This window comes from Novosphingobium terrae (assembly GCF_017163935.1).
GTDB lineage: Bacteria > Pseudomonadota > Alphaproteobacteria > Sphingomonadales > Sphingomonadaceae > Novosphingobium > Novosphingobium terrae.
This window is the reverse complement of record NZ_JABVZR010000001.1, coordinates 1,280,922-1,300,106: the sequence shown is the minus strand read 5'-3', so window position 1 is coordinate 1,300,106 and position 19,185 is coordinate 1,280,922. Positions and strand designations below refer to the sequence as shown.

The following is a 19,185-nucleotide window of genomic DNA, read 5'->3' as shown; positions in this document are numbered from 1 at the left end:
AGGCCCCCGCCATGACTTATGACGTTCACATCATCGGCGGCGGCCTCGCGGGCAGCGAGGCGGCATGGCAGCTCGCCAAGCGCGGCATCCGGGTGCGCCTCTCCGAAATGCGCGGAACGGGCGAACGTAGCCCCGCCCATCAGACCGACAATCTGGCCGAACTGGTCTGCTCCAACTCGCTGCGCTCCGACGATGACACGTCGAACGCCGTCGGCCTGCTGCATCACGAGATGCGCGCATGCGACTCGCTGATCATGGCCGCCGCCGACAAGGCCCGCGTCCCCGCCGGCAGCGCGCTGGCCGTGGACCGCGAGGTCTTCTCCCACGCGATCGAGGAAGCGCTGACCAGCCAGCCCACGCTGACCTTGGTGCGCGAACGCATCGATACGCTGCCTGAGGCAGGTCTGACGATCGTCGCCACCGGCCCCCTCACCGCAGCCTCCCTTGCCACCAGCATCGGCGGCGCAACCGGCGCGGACTCCCTCGCCTTCTTCGATGCCATCGCCCCCATCGTCTACCATGAGTCCATCGATATGGACGTGGCCTGGATGGCCGCTCGCTGGGACAAGGGCGGCAAGGATTACGTGAACTGCCCGATGGACAAGGACCAGTACCTCGCCTTCCGCGAGGAGCTGCTGGCCGGCGACAAGACCGTCTTCAAGGAATGGGAGGCCAACACCCCCTATTTCGACGGCTGCATGCCCATCGAGGTGATGGCCGAACGCGGCGAGGACACGCTCCGCTTCGGCCCGATGAAGCCCGTCGGGCTCGACAACCCCCGCACCGGCCGCTGGCCCTATGCCGTGGTCCAACTACGTCAGGACAATGTGCTGGGCACGCTGTGGAACATCGTCGGCTTCCAGACCAAGCTGAAATACGCCGAGCAGCAGCGCATCTTCCGCATGATCCCCGGCCTTGAAAACGCCGAATTCGCGCGCTTCGGCGGGCTGCATCGCAACACCTTCCTGAACTCGCCCACGCTGCTGGACCGCCAGATGCGTTTGAAGTCCGCGCCGCATATCCGCTTTGCCGGTCAGATCACCGGCTGCGAGGGCTATGTGGAGAGCGCCAGCGTCGGCATGCTGGTGGGCATCATGACCGCCTGCGAACTGGCCGGTCGTGAGTTTGTCAGCCCGCCCGCGACGACCGCTCTGGGCGCACTGCTGGCCCATATCACCGGCGACGCCGAGGCCGAAACCTATCAGCCGATGAACATCAACTTCGGCCTGTTCCCGCCCGTCGATCCCAAGAATGCCGAGGGCCGTAAGCGCAAGAAGCCTGAGCGCAAGGTGGCTTATACGGAGCGGGCCAAGGAGGATCTGGCTTCTTGGTTGCCGGGGTCCGGGGTTTAAGAAAAGAAGAAATGCGAGGGGGTTACCCCCTCGCGCTCCCATAAATGTCTTCGTTGCGCTTCGGGTTCGGCCATGGAGCAAGGTCGCGGCGCCGCAGGCTTTCCTTCCCTGCGGGGCGGAGAGGTCACGCGCCAGGATCGGGCGCCACTGCCCTTTCGTCGGGAGACGTTATGGGAGTTTGAGGGCGTAACGCCCTCAAGTTTCTCTCTTAATCTTCTTCCTCCGCCGAAGGCGCACTGCTGCAAGAACACTGCATCGCCTTGGCCTGAGCCCGCTGCGCCTTGGCCGCCTCCTGCGCGGCATAAAACGCGTTCAACTCATCGCGGGTAACAATCCCGTCCCCATCGCGATCCACCGCCTTGAACCGCTCCGAGGTCTTCACCGCCCATTCCTCGAAGGTCAGCAGATTGTCGTGGTTGGTGTCCAACTTCTGGAAAGCCTTTACGCGGGTGGAGAGCATCTCGACGCGGGTGATCTTGCCATCGCGGTTGCGGTCGAAACGGTTGAAACGCCGCTCCTCGGGTGATTGCTTGGGGCGCTTCTTGGTCTTCAGATCGGGCAGCCCCGGCCCGCGACCATGCGAATCGGCGCTGGGCAGTTCCAGAGGCGCTTCGGCATGGCTTCCGGAGAGATCGGGCGGCGGCGCGCCGCGCTCGACCTCGGCGCGGCCTTGCCACCAGAAAAAGCCCGCGCCCGCCAGCAACAGCGCAGACACCGCCCCCAAAGCGATCCGGTTCATCCCAGCCCCTCTTCAACCAGAGAGGCCAGCCTAGCTTACATACCGAAAATGCCAAGCCGCATGGCAGAAAGCAGCGCCATCGGAGACGCCGCATCACCGCCCTTGCTCTCGCGCCACGCCAGACCATGCAGCACGGTCAGCGGACGCATCGCCTTGGGCAGACGCCCTGCCCGCCAGTCTAGCGCCGTAACCTTGGCCATGGCGGCCTCACGTTCGGCGGGATCGCCCAGATGGCTGGCCAGATCCATCGCGGCCCAGCAGCGGGTCATGGGGGCGATGCGGTCATGGCTTACACCCAGAACGCGCGCCAGAGCCTCCACGCCCGCAACCCGGCCTTGCGTCAAACTCTCCAGCGCCGCGCCGCCGTCCCATTCGTCCAGCAGCACTTCCCAGCCATCTACCAGCGGGACGAGACCCCTGGCATGCTCGCCCCAGCTTTTCAGCATCGCCAGCAGAGGCTCGCCCTTGGGCCATGTCGCGGGGTCGGCGTTGAGGCGGTCGCGCCACCAGGCCAGCTTCATCTGGCCCAGCATCGGCTCGCGAGCGGCGCGCACCACGCCCGCCAGACGCACATCCAGCGCCAGGAAGGAGAGCCAAGCCTCACGCGCCTCGCGCGGGGCATAGGCAAGCGCCAGACGCCATGGCGGCGGCAGTGTCTCAAGCTGCGTATCAAGCTGGGATATATCGCTCATGCCCGCGCCCATACAGCAGATCGAGGGCAAGGACAGCCCCATGAAAAAGGGCGCCCCGGTCAGACCGGAGCGCCCCTCTTGTTCACACCCGAAGGCGAAGATCAGCGATAGGTGACCTTCTTCACGCCAGCCACGATGCGCGAGGCATCGATCAGCGCGGCCTTTTCGAGGTTGTTCGCGTAAGGCAGCGGCACGTCCTCGTTGCAGACGCGGACCACCGGAGCGTCCAGATCGTCGAAGCCGTCTTCCATCGCGATGGCCGCGATTTCCGAGGCGATCGAGCAGGTCGGCCAGCCTTCTTCGGCCACCACGATGCGGTTGGTCTTCTTGAGCGAAGCCAGCACCGTCTCCTTGTCGAGCGGGCGCAGCGTGCGCAGATCGATCACCTCGGCATCGATGCCTTCGGCGGCCAGCGTCTCGGCGGCTTCGAGGGCCAGGCCCACGCCGATCGAGTAGCTGACGATCGTCACGTCCTTGCCTTCGCGCATCACGCGAGCCTTGCCGATGGGCAGGACGTGGTCGTCCAGCTCGGGCAGCTCGAAGCTGCGGCCATAGATCAGCTCGTTCTCAAGGAACACGACCGGATCTTCGCTGCGGATGGCGGCCTTGAGCAGGCCCTTGGCGTCCGAAGCGTCGTAAGGCGCGATCACGATCAGGCCGGGGACGTTGGCGTACCACGGGCCGTAGTTCTGCGAATGCTGCGCACCCACGCGGCTGGCGGCGCCGTTGGGACCACGGAACACGACCGGGCAACGCATCTGGCCGCCCGACATGTAGTTGGTCTTGGCCGCCGAGTTGATGATGTGGTCAATCGCCTGCATGGCGAAGTTGAACGTCATGAACTCGACGATGGGGCGCAGGCCGCCCATGGCGGCGCCGGTGCCGATGCCGGCAAAGCCGTATTCGGTGATCGGCGTGTCGATCACGCGCTTGGGGCCGAATTCCTCCAGCAGACCCTGCGTGACCTTGTAGGCGCCCTGATACTGGGCGACTTCCTCGCCCATCACGAAGACGCGCGGATCGCGGCGCATTTCCTCGGCCATGGCGTCACGCAGAGCCTCGCGCACGGTCGAGGTCTTCATGTTGGTGCCATGGGGGATTTCGGGCTTGGCAGGCGCCTTGGGGGCGACCGGAGCAGCAGCCACGGCGGCAGGCGCCGGGGCAGCAGCGGCGGCGGGCGCGGCAGCAGCCGGAGCCGCCACATCACCCTCACCGATCACGGCTATCACGGTGCCGACCTTCACGCCTTCGGTGCCTTCGGCGACCACGATCTTGCCGATCGTGCCCTCATCGACGGCCTCGAATTCCATGGTGGCCTTGTCGGTCTCGATCTCGGCGAGGATATCGCCGGACTTGACCTCATCGCCTTCCTTCACCAGCCAGCGCGCCAGCTTGCCCTCTTCCATGGTGGGCGACAGCGCGGGCATCTTCAGTTCGATTGCCATCTCAATAGGTCTCCACCAGAACGTCGGTGTACAGCTCATGCAGCTCCGGCTCGGGCGAGCTCTCGGCGAAATCGGCGGATTCCGACACGATCTGACGGATCTTCTTGTCGATCTCCTTCAGTCTGTCCTCAGACACGCCGCGCTTGATCAGTTCGGCCTTGGCGCCCTCGATCGGGTCGTGATGGTCGCGCATGTCCTGCACTTCCTCACGGCTGCGATACTTGGCCGGGTCCGACATGGAGTGGCCGCGATAGCGATAGGTGTTCAGCTCCATCAGCACCGGGCCATTGCCGGCGCGGACGTATTCGACAGCCAGGTTGGCCGCCGCGCGCACTTCGAGAACGTCATTGCCGTTCACATTCATGCCGGGGATGGTGAAGGCCGCACCACGCTTGTGGAAATGGGTTTCGGCCGAGGAACGCTTCACAGCGGTGCCCATGGCGTACTGGTTGTTTTCCACCACGAAGATGATCGGCAGCTTCCAGAGCGCCGCCATGTTGAAGCTCTCGTAAACCTGGCCCTGGTTGGCCGCGCCGTCGCCGAAGTAGGAGACGCACAGGCCGCCATCTTCATTGTACTGGTGGCTGAAGGCCAGGCCCGCGCCCAGCGAGACCTGCGCGCCCACGATGCCGTGGCCGCCGTAGAACTTGTGGCTGGTGCTGAACATGTGCATCGAGCCGCCCTTGCCGCGGCTGATGCCAGCCTCGCGACCGGTCAGCTCGGCCATGATGACCTTGGGATCGATGCCATAGGCCAGCATGTGGCCGTGATCGCGGTAGCCGGTGATGACGCTGTCATGACCCTCTTGCAGGGCCGACTGGATGCCCACGGCAACCGCTTCCTGGCCGATGTAGAGGTGGCAGAAGCCGCCGATCAGGCCCAGACCGTAGAGCTGGCCGGCACGCTCTTCAAAGCGGCGGATCAGCACCATCTGTTCGTAGAAGTGCAGCAGCTCCTCGTCGGAGGCCGCATAGAGCCGATTGGCTTCATAGGCCTGCTGAAGATGTTCAAGCCCGTCAGTGCCGGTAGCATCAGCGGCGGGCGAAGCGTTTTGGGTTTTGCCGGTTCTGGCCAAGACGAAGTTCCCCAATGGAAGGCCGATTTTCGCGACCGTCTATAGGCGCAGACTCTGCGCCCGGAAACACTCGAATACGAAATTTGAGAGGAAGGGCAAGGCCTGACGCGCATGCCTCCATACGGATGCATAGTAGACTTTAGTGCACCATCATGATGACGTCGTCAGGGTGCGCCACATTCAGGTTGCGGCGCAGCAATTCACCGGCCAGATCGGGGTCAGTGTGACGCGGATCGAGCAGGGTGACGCGGTTCTGAAGTTCGTTGCGCTGCAGCGTGAGCAGCTTGATGCGCTGCTGCCGTTCCGCCAAAGCGTGGTGATTTTCGCTCCAGGCGAGCAGCCCGCTGGGCCCCGCGACCGACCAGGCCAGCATGCACAACAGGCAGCCAAGGGCCAACCATTGGATCATGGTTTCCTTCGCCATCCGGTGCATGTTGCGGACATTCTTCATGGGAATCACTAGAATCACAGATGATTCGCGGATTCAAGCGATTTCGCGCATTTTTCCGACATGCAATGCAATCGGTGCCTCGCAAATGCGCCGAGTCGTTGGGCTCTGCAGCAAATCCTTATGTAAATTTGCAGTGCCACCCCCTCAAACCTTGCTTACCCGGCCCATTCTAAACGATTGCATGGACCCGTGGGGGCGCGGCTCTCCATCTGGAGTCGAGATCATGACGGTGATGGAAAAACGCCACAGTTTTCGTGACAGCCTGTTGATGAGCGCACGCTGCCGCATCCCCGAAACCGGCGCTGAGATCGCGGTGAAACTCCGCAACATTTCGGCACAAGGACTGATGGCCGAGGGCGAAGGCGCACCGGCAAAAGGCACGGAGGTTTCGCTCGAATTGCGCAACCTTGGCTGGATCGAGGGGCGTGTCGCCTGGGCGCAGGACAATCGCTTCGGCATCCTCTTTGCCCAGGAGATCGATCCGGCCCGCGTGCGTCAGCCGGTGAGCGAGCCTGCCGCCCCGGCCACACCCGTGCTGCGCCGTCCGCTGGCGCTGCTGCTGCGCGAGATCAAGGCCGATCCTACCGCGCTTCGCCGGGTCTGAACCACGGCTGCTCCTTCAGGCGATGGCCTGAGGCGGTGAAGCGAAAGTCATTATGGACTTTTTAGGTGCGTGCCACCGGGTAAATCCATAGTCCCGGTGGCGGAGCAAAAGAACACAACATCCATCCCACCGGGTCGCTCTCACAGACCGTCCCGCTGCCGATGTACCTGCCGGCCGCCCTCTGTTTCATCCTATCCCTAAGCGATTCACGGGCGGCCATTTTATGGCTGACCGCCCTCCCCTGCCTGCACCCCCGCAGCCTCAGGCCGCCGGGGGATCGCCCGCGTCTGACCCGGCATCGGGAACCGCCATCAGGCGATAGCCCACGCCGGGCTCGGTGACGATCAGCGTCGGCTCGGAGGGGTTTTCCTCCAGCTTCTGGCGCAGCATGCCCATATAGACGCGCAGATATTGCGGATCGGCCTCGGACCGACCCCAGCCCGCCGCCAGCAGCCGCCGCTGGGTCACCACCTGACCCGCGCTCTGCGCCAGCGTGCGCAACAAATTGTATTCTTTGGGGGAAAGGCGCAGCGCCTCACCGCGCAAGGTCACCACGCGGGTGGCAAAATCGATGTGCAGCGGCGCGGCATCGAAGGTCTCCAGCGGCTTGACCAGCGCCTCACGCCGCCGCAGCGAGGAGCGCACACGGGCCAGCAGCTCGCCCAGCACAAAGGGCTTGTCGACATAATCGTCGGCACCCTCATCCAGAGCGGCGATCTTCTCGCCCTCCTGATGGCGGGCCGAAATCACGATGATCGGCGTGGTGGAGGTGGCGCGGATGGCGCGGATCACATCCTTGCCGTCCATATCGGGCAGGCCCAGATCGAGCAGCACCACATCAGGGTCTTCCAGCGCAAAGCTGGCAAGCGCGGCGGTGCCGTCGCTGGCGACGGTCACCGCATGGCCCACGGCCTTGAGCACCGGGCGGAGGGCATTCACGATGGCGGGCTCATCATCGACAAGCAGGATATGGCCGGACGTCATAGTGCGTTCTGTTCTGGCTCACTTCGGGCGATGGGCAGGCAAATGGTGATGCAGGTGCCTTTTCCGTCGCGCAAGGGGGATGAAAGATGAATGGTTCCTGACGAGGCTTTCACGAAACCGCGCGCAATGGCAAGCCCCAGTCCGGTGCCGCGTGGCGCGCCATCCCCACGAGCAACACGGTAGAAACGTTCGAACACATGTTCCTGCTCTTCCGGGGGCACGCCGACGCCTTCATCGCTGATGGCAATTTCGCACATCGCCCCCTGCGCGCGGCAGACGATCTCGACGCTGGTGCCGGGCACGCTGTAGCGGCAGGCGTTCTGGATCACATTGGTGAGCACCAGATCATAAAGCGTGGCGTCGGCAATGATCGGCACCTCGCCATCGGGGGCATGCAGATGGAAGCGATGGCCCTCATCCAGCTTCATCTGCCGGGCCACGACATTGCGGATCATCTCGACGGCAGGCAGCACGCTGCGCGAAAGGCCGTCAGGACCGCCCTCCAGACGGGTCATCTGCAACAGATTGGTGGTGAGGTGGTTGAGCCGGTCCGATTCCTCCACAATGCCGTTGAGCAGCCCCTGCGAGGTCTCGGGATCGAAATGTTCGCCATAGGCCAGCAGGCTGGCCGCCGCCGTGTTGATCGCGGTGAGCGGCGAGCGCAGATCATGGCTGACCGAGGAAAGCAGCGCGCTTTTCAGCTCTTCGGCGCGGGCGGCGGCATGGGCCTCGGCCAGACGGTCGGCCAGATGGATGCGTTCGAGCGCCAGCGCCGTCATGCGCGCCAGAGCCAGCACGAAATCATGATCGAGCAGAGCGGATTCCGGCCTGCGGGCCAGAAGCACGCCCAAAGTCTGCTGCCCCGCCGAGAGCGGAAAGGCCGACAGCGCCCCATCCTCCAGCCAGTCACGCCCGGCGGCCAGCGCCTGACGCGCCAAGGCACTGTCGCCCGCCTCGGGCTCGCCCGGTGCCTGAGCCACAGCGTGAAGCGCCACGGCGATACCGGTCTGGGCCTCGACGCCATCGTGGAGCGCCAGCGTCACCTCATGCACGCTGCCGGCGCGCTGAAGGCCGCGACTGGCTTCAAGCAGCGCCTCAAGCTGGATGTTGCGCTGGCGGACCTGCCGCGCCTCATCCTTCAACCGGCCGGACAGGAGGCCTGACACCATCGCGCTGAAGGTGAAGACCAGCGGGGTGGCGATATCGTTGGGGCGGCTGAAGCTCAGCTCCCATTTGGGCTCGCCGATGAAATAGTCGAAGCTCAGCGCGCCCACAGCCGCGCAGACCAGCGCCACCCCCAGCCCGTAGAAGGCCCCGATGGTGGTGATGACCATCACGAAAATCAGGCTGATATAGCCCTCTTCAAGCACGCCATCGAGTTCGACCCCGAGCGCGGCGGCGATGATCAGCAGACCAAAGCCCCGGATCAGCGAACGCGGGTCGACATGATACCAGGCCGGAGAAGGCGTGAAAGGCGATGCAGCAGGTTCGGCCATGCCGCGCTTGTTCCAGAAGCAAGGGCCCCGGGCAAGTGCCCGAGGCCCCGACCTTGCAAGACATTATAGTTAAGGGTCAGATCGCCAAGGCCATGGTGGACATGCCGTTGCGGCCACCGGCGAGCTCACGGTTGAGCCACAGCGCCGTCAGCGTCAGCAGCGAGCCCGAGAGCAGATAGAGGCCCGAGGCGACCAGCCCATACTCATGTGCCAGCTTCAGCGCGATCATCGGGGCGAAGGCCGCACCCACCAGCCATGCGATATCGCTGGTGAAGCAGGACCCCGTGTAGCGGTGCGAAGGCGAGAAGCTGGAGGCCACCGCGCCCGAGCTCTGACCGAAAGACACGCCCAGCAGCGCGAAGCCGGTGACCATGAAGATGATCTCGCCAGCCATGCCCGAGCCCAGCATCTGCGGACCGAAGCCCGAGAACACCGCCGTCACCACCGCCGAGCAGCCCAGCACCACGCGGCGCCCGACCTGATCGGCAAGGCGGCCCGAGGCGATGATCGCCAGCACGCCGACGAAAGCCGCCACGATTTCGATCAGCAGGAACTTCACCGGCGTTTCGGTGGTGTTGAGATAGACCCACGACAGCGGGAACACCGTCACCATATGGAACAGCGCAAAGCTGGCCAGCGGAGCGAAGGCGCCCAGCAGGATCGTCTTCCACTCGCTGCGCAGCGTTTCAGCCGGCGGCTCGGGGGCCAGATCGCGGCTTTCGAACAGGCGTTCGAACTCGGCGGTGCCCACCAGACGCAGGCGGGCGAAGAGCGCCACCACGTTGATGGCAAAGGCCACGAAGAAGGGGAAACGCCAGCCCCAGCTCACGAATTCTACCTGAGGCAGGGTCGAGAGGAAGAAGGCGAACATGCTGCTGGCCACGATCAGCCCCAGCGGCGCGCCCAGCTGCGGGATCATCGCGTACCAGCCGCGATGCTCCTTGGGCGCGTTGAGCGCCAGCAGCGAGGCCAGACCGTCCCAGCTGCCGCCCAGCGCGAAGCCCTGGCCCAGACGGAACAGCGCCAGCAGCGCGATGGCGCCATTGCCCATGTCGGCATAGCCGGGGAGGAAGGCGATGGAAGCCGTCGATCCGCCCAGCATGAACAGCGCCACCACCAGCTTGGCGGTGCGCCCATAGGCCAGATCGATCAGCATGAAGACGAAAGACCCGAAAGGCCGCGCGATAAAGGCCAGCGGGAAGATCGCGAAGGAATAGATGGTGCCGGTAAAGGCATCGGTGAACGGGAAGAGCAGCTTCGGGAACACCAGCACCGAGGCGATGGCATACACGAAGAAGTCAAAAAATTCCGAGGTTCGACCGATGATAACGCCAATGGCGATCTCACCGGGGGAAACATGGTCGTCGCGCTCCGGAGCAGTGCCGGCGCCGGGAGGGGTAATGGCACCCCCCTTGTCGTAAGTGGCGGTGGTCATGTTCAGGCATCCCATGTCGTACGGATTATGTCCGTACTGTTATACGTAATTCAAAGCCGTTACCGTGGTTCCCGGAAAAGCGCTGAATTGCGTTGTTTCGCAGGCTGCACCATAATGAAGCCGGTGACAATCCCGGCGATGGGACAAAATGTCCAATCGCAGCTGCAGCATCGGAGGCCTACGCGCGCGTTCCATGAGCCTGCATCTCCCACCCCCCCTTCGCCATTGGCGCAAGGCCAGCGCATTGGTCTTGCCGCTGATTTTGTCTGCATGTCAGTCCGATGTGATGAATCCGGCGGGCGATATTGCAAAGCAGCAAGCGCATCTCGTGATCGTCGCCACGCTGCTGATGCTGATCATCGTCGTGCCGGTCATGCTGCTGATCGTGCTGTTCGCCTGGCGTTACCGCGCCGGCGCGAATGCGCATTATGAGCCGGAATGGCACCATTCGACTCAGCTCGAACTGCTGATCTGGTCGGCCCCGCTGCTGATCATCATCGCGCTGGGTTCGGTGACCTGGGTCACGACTCACCTTCTCGACCCCTTCCGCCCGCTTGACCGCGTCAAGGAAGGCCATCCCATCGCCGCCGGCACCAAGCCGCTGGAGATCGAGGTGGTCGCGCTCGACTGGAAGTGGCTCTTTATCTATCCCGAGCAGGGCGTGGCCAGCGTGAACGAAGTCGCGCTGCCGGTGGACCGCCCGGTGCATTTCTCGATCACCGCCTCTTCGGTGATGAACTCCTTCTACATCCCGGCCGTTGCCGGGCAGATCTATGCCATGCCGGGCATGACCACCCAGCTCAACGCCGTGATCAACAAGACCGGCTCGTATGAAGGCTTCTCGGCCAATTACAGCGGCGCGGGCTTCTCGCACATGCGCTTTGCCGCGCTGGGCGTGGACCAGGCCGGTTTCGACAGCTGGATCGCCAAGGCCAAGGGTGACGGCGACAAGCTGGATGCAGCCTCTTACCTGAAGCTGGAACAGCCTTCGGAAGCCAATCCGGTGCATCACTATGCCGCCGTGCAGGGTGACCTGTTCGACCGCGTGGTCAACCTCTGCGTCCGTTCGGGCAAGATGTGCGTCAACCAGATGATGGCGCTCGACGCCAAGGGCGGCACCGGCAAGGCCGGCGCCTTCAACGTTGCCCAGCTGACCTATGACAAGAATGGCCGCGAGAGCGTCACGCCCGTCATCCCCGGCCAGCAGGCCGCTCTGGACAAGGCCTTCGTGCGCGCCATGTGCGAGCCGGGCGCCAAGATGGCCGGCCCGCTGCTGCCTGAAGGTCAGAAGCCTGCCAACGCCTCCACGGCGCCTGCCAAGGCGCCCCGCCAGTCGGAGCTGAGCCTGCTCGCCCCGGCCCGCTCCACTCATTCGTGATTGTGAAGCCCATGCTATTAGAAGCACCTTCAACGCATTCGCACTGGACGCCCCTGCTGGGCCGTCTCGGTTTCGATGCCTTGCCCACCGAACCGATCGTCATGGTCACCTTCGCCGGCGTCGCCTTTGGCGGCATCGCGCTGGTGGCGGCGCTCACCTATTTCAAGCTCTGGGGCTATCTCTGGAAGGAGTGGTTCACCAGCGTCGATCACAAGAAGATCGGCGTCATGTACATGGTCCTTGGCCTTGTCATGTTCCTGCGCGGCTTTGCCGACGCGCTGATGATCCGTTCGCAGCAGGCGCTCGCTTTCGGCGGGTCTGATGGTTACCTCAACTCTCACCACTTCGACCAGGTGTTCACGGCCCACGGCGTGATCATGATTTTCTTCGTGGCCATGCCCTTCGTGACCGGCCTGATGAACTATGTGGTCCCCCTCCAGATCGGCGCGCGCGACGTGTCCTTTCCCTTCCTGAACAACTTCTCGTTCTGGATGACGGTGGGCGGCGCGGTGCTGGTGATGGCCTCGCTGTTCATCGGTGAGTTCGCCCGCACCGGCTGGCTGGCCTATCCCCCGCTCTCGGGTCTGGCCTACAGCCCTGACGTGGGTGTGGACTATTACATCTGGTCGCTTCAGGTGGCCGGTGTCGGCACCACGCTTTCGGGCGTCAACCTGATCGCCACCATCCTCAAGCTGCGCGCCCCGGGCATGAGCCTGATGCGCATGCCCGTCTTCACCTGGACCGCTCTGGTCACCAACGTGCTGATCGTGGCCGCCTTCCCCGTGCTGACCGTGGTTCTGGCCCTGCTGGGTCTGGACCGCACCTTCCACACCGACTTCTTCACCAACGATTTCGGCGGCAGCGCCATGCTGTACGTCAACCTGATCTGGATCTGGGGCCACCCCGAGGTCTACATCCTCGTCCTGCCGGTCTTCGGCGTCTTCTCCGAAGTGACCGCCACCTTCTGCTCCAAGCGCCTGTTTGGCTACACCTCGATGGTCTACGCCACGCTGGTCATCGGTATCCTCTCCTACCTCGTCTGGCTCCACCACTTCTTCACGATGGGTTCGGGCGCCTCGGTCAACTCCTTCTTCGGCATCACCACCATGGTGATCTCGATCCCCACCGGTGCGAAGCTGTTCAACTGGCTCTTCACCATGTACCGCGGTCGCATCCGCTTCGAACTGCCGATGATGTGGACCATTGCGTTCATGCTGACCTTCACCATCGGCGGCATGACCGGCGTGATGATGGCCGTGCCCGCAGCCGACTTCGTGCTGCACAACTCGGTGTTCCTGATCGCTCACTTCCATAACGTGATCATCGGCGGCGTGGTGTTCGGCGTGTTCGCCGCCATCAACTACTGGTGGCCCAAGGCGTTCGGCTTCAAGCTGAACCAGTTCTGGGGCAAGGTGCAGTTCTGGTGCTGGGTTGTCGGCTTCTGGCTGGCTTTCACCCCGCTCTACATGCTGGGCCTGATGGGCGTGACCCGCCGTATGCGCGTGTTCGACCACAGCTTTGACGATCTGCGCATCTACTACATCGTGGCCATGATCGGCGCGCTGTTCATCGCCGCCGGCATCGGCGCGATGCTGCTGCAGTTCGCCATCTCGATCTGGAAGCGTGAAGAGTACAAGGATCTCTCGGGCGATCCGTGGGATGGCCGTACCCTGGAATGGGCGACCTCCTCGCCGCCGCCGGAGTACAACTTCGCCTTCACGCCGATCATCCACGATCTGGACGCCTGGGCCGACATGAAGAAGGTGGGCGTGCCCCGTCCGACTTCGGGCTTCGCCGACATCCACATGCCCCGCTCGACCTGGGCCGGTGTGGTGCTGGCGGGTCTGGCCACGGCGATCGGCTTCGCGCTGATCTGGCAGGTGTGGTGGGCGGCCATCGGCGGTTTCGCCGTGCTGGTTGCCACCGCGATCTTCCACACCTTCAACTATGACCGCAGCTACCACATCCACGCCGCGCATATCGCGGAAGTGGAAGAGCAGCGCACCGCGCAGCTGGCTGCGCTCTCCAAGGAAGGAGCCGCCGCGTGAGCACTCCTAAGACCCCTCTGAACAAGTCTGGCGACGAACTCGTCGCCAGCTACTACGACCTGCATGAGCATGCTCATCCGGACGGCTACAGCACCAATCTGGGCTTCTGGATCTATCTGATGAGCGACTGCCTCATCTTTGCCATGCTGTTCGCCACCTTCGGCGTGCTGGGCGGCAATTATGCGGGCGGTGAGGGTCCCCGGACCCTGTTCAACCTGCCGCTGGTGGCGCTCAACACCTCGATGCTGCTGTTCAGCTCGATCACCTATGGCTTCTCGATGATTGCGATGCAGTCGGGCAAGAAGAATGCCACGCTGATCTGGCTGTTCATCACGCTGCTCTTCGGTCTGGCCTTCCTGACCATCGAGCTGACCGAGTTCCACGAGCTGATCGAAAGCGGCAATGGCCCGCAGCGCAGCGCGTTCCTCTCCAGCTTCTTCACGCTGGTGGGCACGCACGGCCTGCACGTCACCTTCGGTTCGATCTGGCTGGTGACGCTGATGGTGCAGGTGGGCCGCTTTGGCCTGACCGCCGCCAACCAGCGCCGCCTGCAGTGCCTCTCGCTGTTCTGGCACTTCCTTGACGTGGTGTGGATCGGCGTTTTCACCTTTGTTTATCTGATGGGGACGCTGCGCTGATGGCCGACCATTCTCACCACAACGATCACGGCCATGGCGATCATGGCCACGATTCGGGCTTCCATGCCTCGATGAAGGACTATGTGATCGGTTTCGTCCTGTCGGTGATCCTCACCGCCATTCCCTTCTGGCTGGTGATGACCGGGGCGCTTCACAGCCCCGCCGCCACGGGCCTTGTCATCATGGGCTTTGCCGCCGTGCAGATCGTGGTCCACATGGTCTACTTCCTGCACATGAGCCCCAAGGTCGAGGGCGGGCAGAACCTGCTGGCCCTGATCTTCACGCTGATCATCGTGATGATCGTGCTCTCCGGTTCGATGTGGGTGATGTTCCACCTCAACCAGAACATGATGCCGATGCCCGCCACCATGGACGGCATGGGCTGATCGCGACATGACCTTGGACTTGCCTCTGGCAACCGAGGGCAAGACAGGGGGGCGGCGCCAGTTTATGCTGGTGGCCGCCCTTCTGGCTTTTGCCGCCCTCTTCGCGGGCCTTGGCGTGTGGCAGGTGAAGCGCCTGAGCTGGAAGGAAGCGCTGATCGCCCGGGTGAACGCGGGCCTGAACGCCACACCCCAGACGATCGACGCCGTGCCGACCGGCCTGCCCGGCGAGCTGCTCAAAGCCGCCGAATATCGCCGCTTCACCCTTCATGGCCGCTGGCTGGCGCAGGGCACCACGCTGGTGACAGGGGCCTCGGCCTATGGCACCGGCTATTGGGCGCTGACCCCGCTGCAGACCGATGCCGGGCGCATCCTCTACATCAACCGCGGCTATGTGCCGATGGGCACCACGCGTGACGCTGTGGTCGCCGCAACCCCCGCCGTGCCGGTCAAGGTGACGGGCCTGCTGCGCCTGACCGAACCCAATGGCAGCTTCCTGCGCAGCAATGATCCTGCCGCCGACCATTGGACCTCACGCGATATCTTTGCCATCGCCGCGCATCGCCATATCGCCGCCCTGCCCGACTGGTTCATCGATGCGCAGACCATGCGCCCTGATTCTCCCGTCGATGCCGCCATCATGGCCCATCAACCCATGGCGGGCTTGACGGTGGTGAGCTTTCCCAACAATCACCTGAGCTATGCAATCACCTGGTTTACCCTTGCGGTGCTTAGTCTGGGCGCCATTGTGCTGGTCCGGCGCCAGCGCGCCTGACCCTGCCGGGGGCGTGCTCGCATGAGCGACACCCCCCCTTGGCAAATCGCCCCCGCCTCCAAGCGCAACATGATGCTGCTGATCCAGTTGCGCTGGATCGCGGTGGTCGGCCAGCTGCTGACCATCTGGTTTGCCGCCGCCGTGCTGCGCGTCCATTTGCCGATCTTCGAGATGATGACGGTGCTGGTGCTGCTGGCGCTGGTCAATCTGGTGACGCTGGTGCTCAGCATCGGGCGGCGCGGCTTTTCCTATATTGAGCTGCTTGGTTCGCTGATGCTGGATGTGTCCGCGCTGGCCTGGCAGCTCTACCAGACCGGCGGCGGCACCAACCCCTTCGCTTTCCTCTTCCTGCTGCAGATCGTGATCGGCGCCATCCTGCTGCCCCCGCGCTGGAGCTGGATCATCGCGGTGCTGGCGGGCTGCGACGCCACCTTCCTCACCTTCTTCTTCCAGCCGCTGACCTTGCCAAGCGTCTATGAAGGCGTGCATTTCCAGCTTTATCTGATCGGCAGCCTGCTGTGCTTCCTGCTGATCGGATCGCTGCTGGTCTTCTTCGTGGGCCGCATCGACCGCAACCGCCGCGCCAGCGATGCCCGTTTGGCTGCGCTCAGCCAGCGCGCCGCCGAGGAGGATCACATTGTCCGCCTCGGCCTGCTGGCCAGCGGCGCGGCGCATGAGTTGGGCACGCCGCTCGCCTCCATGTCGGTGATCCTTGGCGACTGGGCGCATCACCCCAGCGTCAAGCAGGACAGCGATCTGGCCGAGGACATCGCGCTGATGCAGGGCGAGTTGAAGCGCTGCAAGGCGATCCTGTCCGGCGTGCTGATCTCAGCGGGCGAAATCCGAGGCGAGAATCCGCAGGTCACCTCGCTGCACAGCTTCCTGAACACCTTCATCGACGACTGGCGTGACCGCTCCCCCTGCCCCATCGCCTTCACCGAAGAGATCGGCGAGGATCTGGACATCGTGGCCGATCCCGCCCTGCGTCAGGTGCTCAGCAATATCGTCGACAATGCCATCGACGCCTCCCCCAACGGCATCGCCATCGAAGCCCGGCGCGAGCGTGACTGGCTCAGCATCGTCACCACTGATGAAGGCCCCGGCTTCGCGCCTGAGGTGATCGACCAGATCGGCAAGCCCTATGTCTCCACCAAGGGACGCGATGGCGGCGGGCTCGGCCTGTTCCTCGTGGTCAATGTGGCGCGCAAGCTGGGCGGGCGGCTGAAGGTGGAAAACCGCGAGGACGGCGGCGCTCAGGTCAGCCTGACGATCCCGTTGTCGGCGCTGGCCTTTCAGGGCAAAAGGGCAAAATGAACGATCCGGCCCCCCTATCCCCGGAGTCGGCGATCCAGCCCACGCTGGTGATCGTCGAGGACGACCCCGCTTTTGGCCGCACCCTGAAGCGCTCTTTCGAGCGGCGCGGCTATGACGTGCAACTCGCCTCCAGCCCCGAGGAGCTTGAAGCCCTGCTGGGCGACGACGCCTTCGATTACGCCGTGGTGGATCTGAAACTGGGCACCGCCTCGGGCCTGACCTGCGTGCAGATGCTCAGCCAGCATGATCCGGCCACCTGCATTGTGGTGCTCACCGGCTTTGCCAGCATCGCCACGGCGGTGGAAGCCATCAAGCTGGGCGCCGCGCATTACCTCGCCAAGCCCGCCAACACCGACGACATCGAGGAAGCCTTCGCCCAGCGCGAGGGCAATCCCGAGGTGCCTCTGGAAGGCCGCAAGACCTCGATCAAGACGATGGAGTGGGAGTATATCCACTCCACTCTGGCCGATTGCGATTTCAACATCTCCGAAGCCGCACGCCGGTTGGGGATGCATCGGCGCACGTTGGCGCGGAAGCTGGAAAAGCGGCAGTTGAAGTAAGAGTTAAAGGGAAGATGCGAAGGGGTTACCCCCTCGCGCTCCTATGACGTCTTCCGACGATGGGACAGTGGCGCCCGATCCTTGCGCTTGAACTCTCCACCTGCATCAAGGCAAGGTCTGCACGTAGCGCATACTGCTTTTATGCCTGCGGCGCGGCGGCGTTCAGCAGAGCCGAACGCCGCCTGTCTCTTACACCAGCTTATCGCGAACGATGGCCAGCGCCTGCTTGTTGATCGCCTCGGCCTGTTCGGCATTGTCGCTTTCGGAATAGCAGCGCAGTTCCGGCGCGTTGCCCGAGCGACGCAGATGGATGATCGCCCCCTGCTGCGTCGTCATGCGGATACCATCGGTCAGATCAAGATCGGTCACAGCACCGGCGATCCCGCCGAAATGCTCGGTCAACCGGGCGATCTGCGCATCCTTGTCACCCTCAAGCAGCTTGGCGAAGATTGCCTCACTGCGCTCGGTGGCAAAGTTCTGGATACGGTCCGAGAAGGTCACACGCGGCGGCAGTTCCTCGATCAGATCGCGAATCCGCCCCGGACGCGACGCCACGATCACCGTCAACACCGGCAACACCGCATCGCGCGTCGGCAGCGGCTCCAGCGAGCCCAGCTTGGTGCCCAGCAGGAACCCGCCATTGGCCTCATAGCCAACAACCGGCTGTTCACCCTTGGCCAGATGCGCATTCATCGCCGCGATCACGAAAGGCGAGCCGATCTTCGTGCGATCCGTCTCGGCAAAGGCACCGCAGCGTTCCAGCACCGTGTTGCTCGACACCGGAGTCACCACCGCATGGGCCCTCAGCGCGCGGGCGCACAGCACGCCCAGCACATCGCCGCGCAGCCACTCACCCTTGTGATCGGCCAGCAGCGGGCGATCCGAATCGCCATCGGTCGAAATGATCGCATCGAAACCGAACTCTTCCGCCCAACCCTTGGCCAGCTCGACATCCTCGGGACGAATGGCCTCGGTATCGACGGGAATGAACTGCGTGGCACGGCCCAGTGCCACGGCCTTGCCGCCCATTGCCTCGACCACCTCGACCAGCACATCGCGGCCCACCGCCGAGTGCTGATAGACACCAATCGTCAGCCCGCGCAGCGCCTGAGCGCCGAAATGATCGACATAACGCTGGATGTAGCTGCCCGCGACCTCGGTCACCTCAGGCAGCGCCGCCTCGGCCTTCAGCATGCCGGATTCGTCGAAAATGGCCGGATCGGTGGCGATCACCTGACCGCGCATCCCGGCCTCATCATCCTTCAGCACCTCGCCCTTGGGGCGGTAGAATTTGATGCCGTTGCGGTCGGCAGGGATATGGCTGCCCGTCACCATCAGCGAGGGTATGCCCTGCCCGAAGGCATAGAGCGCCAGCGCCGGCGTCGGCACAAAACCGCAGAACACGGGCTCTCCGCCCAGGTCGCGCACGGCCTGAGCGCAGGCCGCCATGATGCGCGGCGTGCTGGGCCGCAGATCGCCTGCCACTGCCACACGCGTGCCGGGCGAAAACTCTCCAAGGCTGGCCAGATGCTGGAGAAAGCCGGTGGTATAGGCATGGCAGACCTGATCGGTCATCGCCACCACCTCGCCGCGCGCGCCGCTGGTGCCGAATTGCACACCAGAGCGCGCCATCACGGCATCGACCGTCAGAGGTGTGGTCCGGGCGTCCTGCTGGGTCATCGAAAATTTCCTGGCCTGTTGTGGGGACTTGCCCCCTCTATCGCGTCCGCCGTGCGGGGGCCACCCCACCCGAAACGAATTTCGCAATACACTGCGATGTTTAACGCACGCACGAGGGAAAGGCTCCAAAGCCGAT

General features: G+C 63.9%; 18 protein-coding genes. 9 read left to right on the top strand and 9 right to left on the bottom strand.

Annotated elements, in window-relative coordinates; translation table 11 throughout:
- The first annotated feature begins 11 nt into the window (after window positions 1-11).
- Entirely contained in the window at window positions 12-1,352 is a 1,341-nt protein-coding gene (gene trmFO / locus HGK27_RS06110) for a methylenetetrahydrofolate--tRNA-(uracil(54)-C(5))-methyltransferase (FADH(2)-oxidizing) TrmFO (RefSeq protein ID WP_206239584.1), read from the top strand.
- 208 nt (window positions 1,353-1,560) lie between these two features.
- On the opposite strand, the gene HGK27_RS06105 is transcribed toward trmFO, so the two are convergent.
- The 5 genes from HGK27_RS06105 to HGK27_RS06085 form a co-directional block, all read right to left on the bottom strand.
- Window positions 1,561-2,091, bottom strand: a complete 531-nt coding sequence (locus tag HGK27_RS06105) for an EF-hand domain-containing protein (protein ID WP_206239583.1) — start codon at window positions 2,089-2,091, stop codon at window positions 1,561-1,563.
- A 35-nt stretch (window positions 2,092-2,126) separates the two neighbouring features.
- Window positions 2,127-2,783, bottom strand: a complete 657-nt coding sequence (locus HGK27_RS06100; RefSeq protein ID WP_241126872.1) for a squalene/phytoene synthase family protein — start codon at window positions 2,781-2,783, stop codon at window positions 2,127-2,129.
- A 101-nt stretch (window positions 2,784-2,884) separates the two neighbouring features.
- Entirely contained in the window at window positions 2,885-4,228 is a 1,344-nt protein-coding gene (locus HGK27_RS06095; RefSeq protein ID WP_206239581.1) for a pyruvate dehydrogenase complex E1 component subunit beta, read from the bottom strand.
- Between the two features lies 1 nt (window position 4,229).
- The gene (gene pdhA / locus HGK27_RS06090) at window positions 4,230-5,303 is read right to left on the bottom strand and encodes a pyruvate dehydrogenase (acetyl-transferring) E1 component subunit alpha (protein ID WP_206239579.1); all 1,074 of its coding nucleotides are present in this window, start codon (window positions 5,301-5,303) and stop codon (window positions 4,230-4,232) included.
- A 139-nt stretch (window positions 5,304-5,442) separates the two neighbouring features.
- Window positions 5,443-5,754, bottom strand: a complete 312-nt coding sequence (locus tag HGK27_RS06085; RefSeq protein ID WP_206239577.1) for an FtsB family cell division protein — start codon at window positions 5,752-5,754, stop codon at window positions 5,443-5,445.
- A 223-nt stretch (window positions 5,755-5,977) separates the two neighbouring features.
- On the opposite strand from HGK27_RS06085, the gene HGK27_RS06080 reads away from it, so the two are divergent.
- Entirely contained in the window at window positions 5,978-6,358 is a 381-nt protein-coding gene (locus tag HGK27_RS06080) for a PilZ domain-containing protein (RefSeq protein ID WP_206239575.1), read from the top strand.
- Between the two features lie 261 nt (window positions 6,359-6,619).
- Here the strand turns inward: HGK27_RS06080 and HGK27_RS06075 are convergent, their stop codons facing one another.
- From HGK27_RS06075 to HGK27_RS06065, 3 genes are all read right to left on the bottom strand, one after another.
- Window positions 6,620-7,342, bottom strand: a complete 723-nt coding sequence (locus HGK27_RS06075) for a response regulator transcription factor (protein ID WP_206239574.1) — start codon at window positions 7,340-7,342, stop codon at window positions 6,620-6,622.
- Window positions 7,339-8,838, bottom strand: coding sequence for an ATP-binding protein (locus HGK27_RS06070; protein WP_206239572.1), 1,500 nt, complete (start codon window positions 8,836-8,838; stop codon window positions 7,339-7,341). Before HGK27_RS06070 ends, HGK27_RS06075 begins: the two co-directional genes overlap by 4 nt.
- Before the next feature lie 76 nt (window positions 8,839-8,914).
- A complete protein-coding gene (locus HGK27_RS06065; protein ID WP_206239570.1) occupies window positions 8,915-10,273 on the bottom strand; it encodes an MFS transporter in 1,359 nt (452 codons plus the stop codon).
- A 148-nt stretch (window positions 10,274-10,421) separates the two neighbouring features.
- On the opposite strand from HGK27_RS06065, the gene cyoA reads away from it, so the two are divergent.
- The 7 genes from cyoA to HGK27_RS06030 are packed head-to-tail and all read left to right on the top strand — an operon-like array spanning window position 10,422 to window position 17,369.
- Complete coding sequence (cyoA, locus tag HGK27_RS06060) at window positions 10,422-11,651, top strand: ubiquinol oxidase subunit II (RefSeq protein ID WP_407674604.1); 1,230 nt, start codon at window positions 10,422-10,424, stop codon at window positions 11,649-11,651.
- Between the two features lie 11 nt (window positions 11,652-11,662).
- Complete coding sequence (gene cyoB / locus HGK27_RS06055) at window positions 11,663-13,699, top strand: cytochrome o ubiquinol oxidase subunit I (protein WP_206239566.1); 2,037 nt, start codon at window positions 11,663-11,665, stop codon at window positions 13,697-13,699.
- Complete coding sequence (gene cyoC / locus HGK27_RS06050) at window positions 13,696-14,337, top strand: cytochrome o ubiquinol oxidase subunit III (protein ID WP_241126869.1); 642 nt, start codon at window positions 13,696-13,698, stop codon at window positions 14,335-14,337. The genes cyoB and cyoC overlap by 4 nt, the downstream gene beginning before the upstream one ends.
- Window positions 14,337-14,723, top strand: coding sequence for a cytochrome o ubiquinol oxidase subunit IV (cyoD, locus tag HGK27_RS06045; RefSeq protein WP_206239564.1), 387 nt, complete (start codon window positions 14,337-14,339; stop codon window positions 14,721-14,723). Before cyoC ends, cyoD begins: the two co-directional genes overlap by 1 nt.
- 7 nt (window positions 14,724-14,730) lie before the next feature.
- Window positions 14,731-15,495: an SURF1 family protein gene (locus HGK27_RS06040; RefSeq protein ID WP_206239562.1), complete on the top strand. Its 765-nt coding sequence runs from the start codon at window positions 14,731-14,733 to the stop codon at window positions 15,493-15,495.
- Window positions 15,496-15,516: 21 nt separating this feature from the next.
- Window positions 15,517-16,809: an ATP-binding protein gene (locus HGK27_RS06035; protein ID WP_206239560.1), complete on the top strand. Its 1,293-nt coding sequence runs from the start codon at window positions 15,517-15,519 to the stop codon at window positions 16,807-16,809.
- Entirely contained in the window at window positions 16,806-17,369 is a 564-nt protein-coding gene (locus HGK27_RS06030; protein ID WP_206239557.1) for a response regulator transcription factor, read from the top strand. Before HGK27_RS06035 ends, HGK27_RS06030 begins: the two co-directional genes overlap by 4 nt.
- 189 nt (window positions 17,370-17,558) lie before the next feature.
- Here HGK27_RS06030 and HGK27_RS06025 read toward each other — a convergent pair whose 3' ends face one another.
- Window positions 17,559-19,049 (bottom strand): phosphomannomutase, encoded by a 1,491-nt coding sequence (locus HGK27_RS06025; RefSeq protein ID WP_241126867.1) that lies wholly within the window; start codon window positions 19,047-19,049, stop codon window positions 17,559-17,561.
- Between the last annotated feature and the right edge of the window lie 136 nt (window positions 19,050-19,185).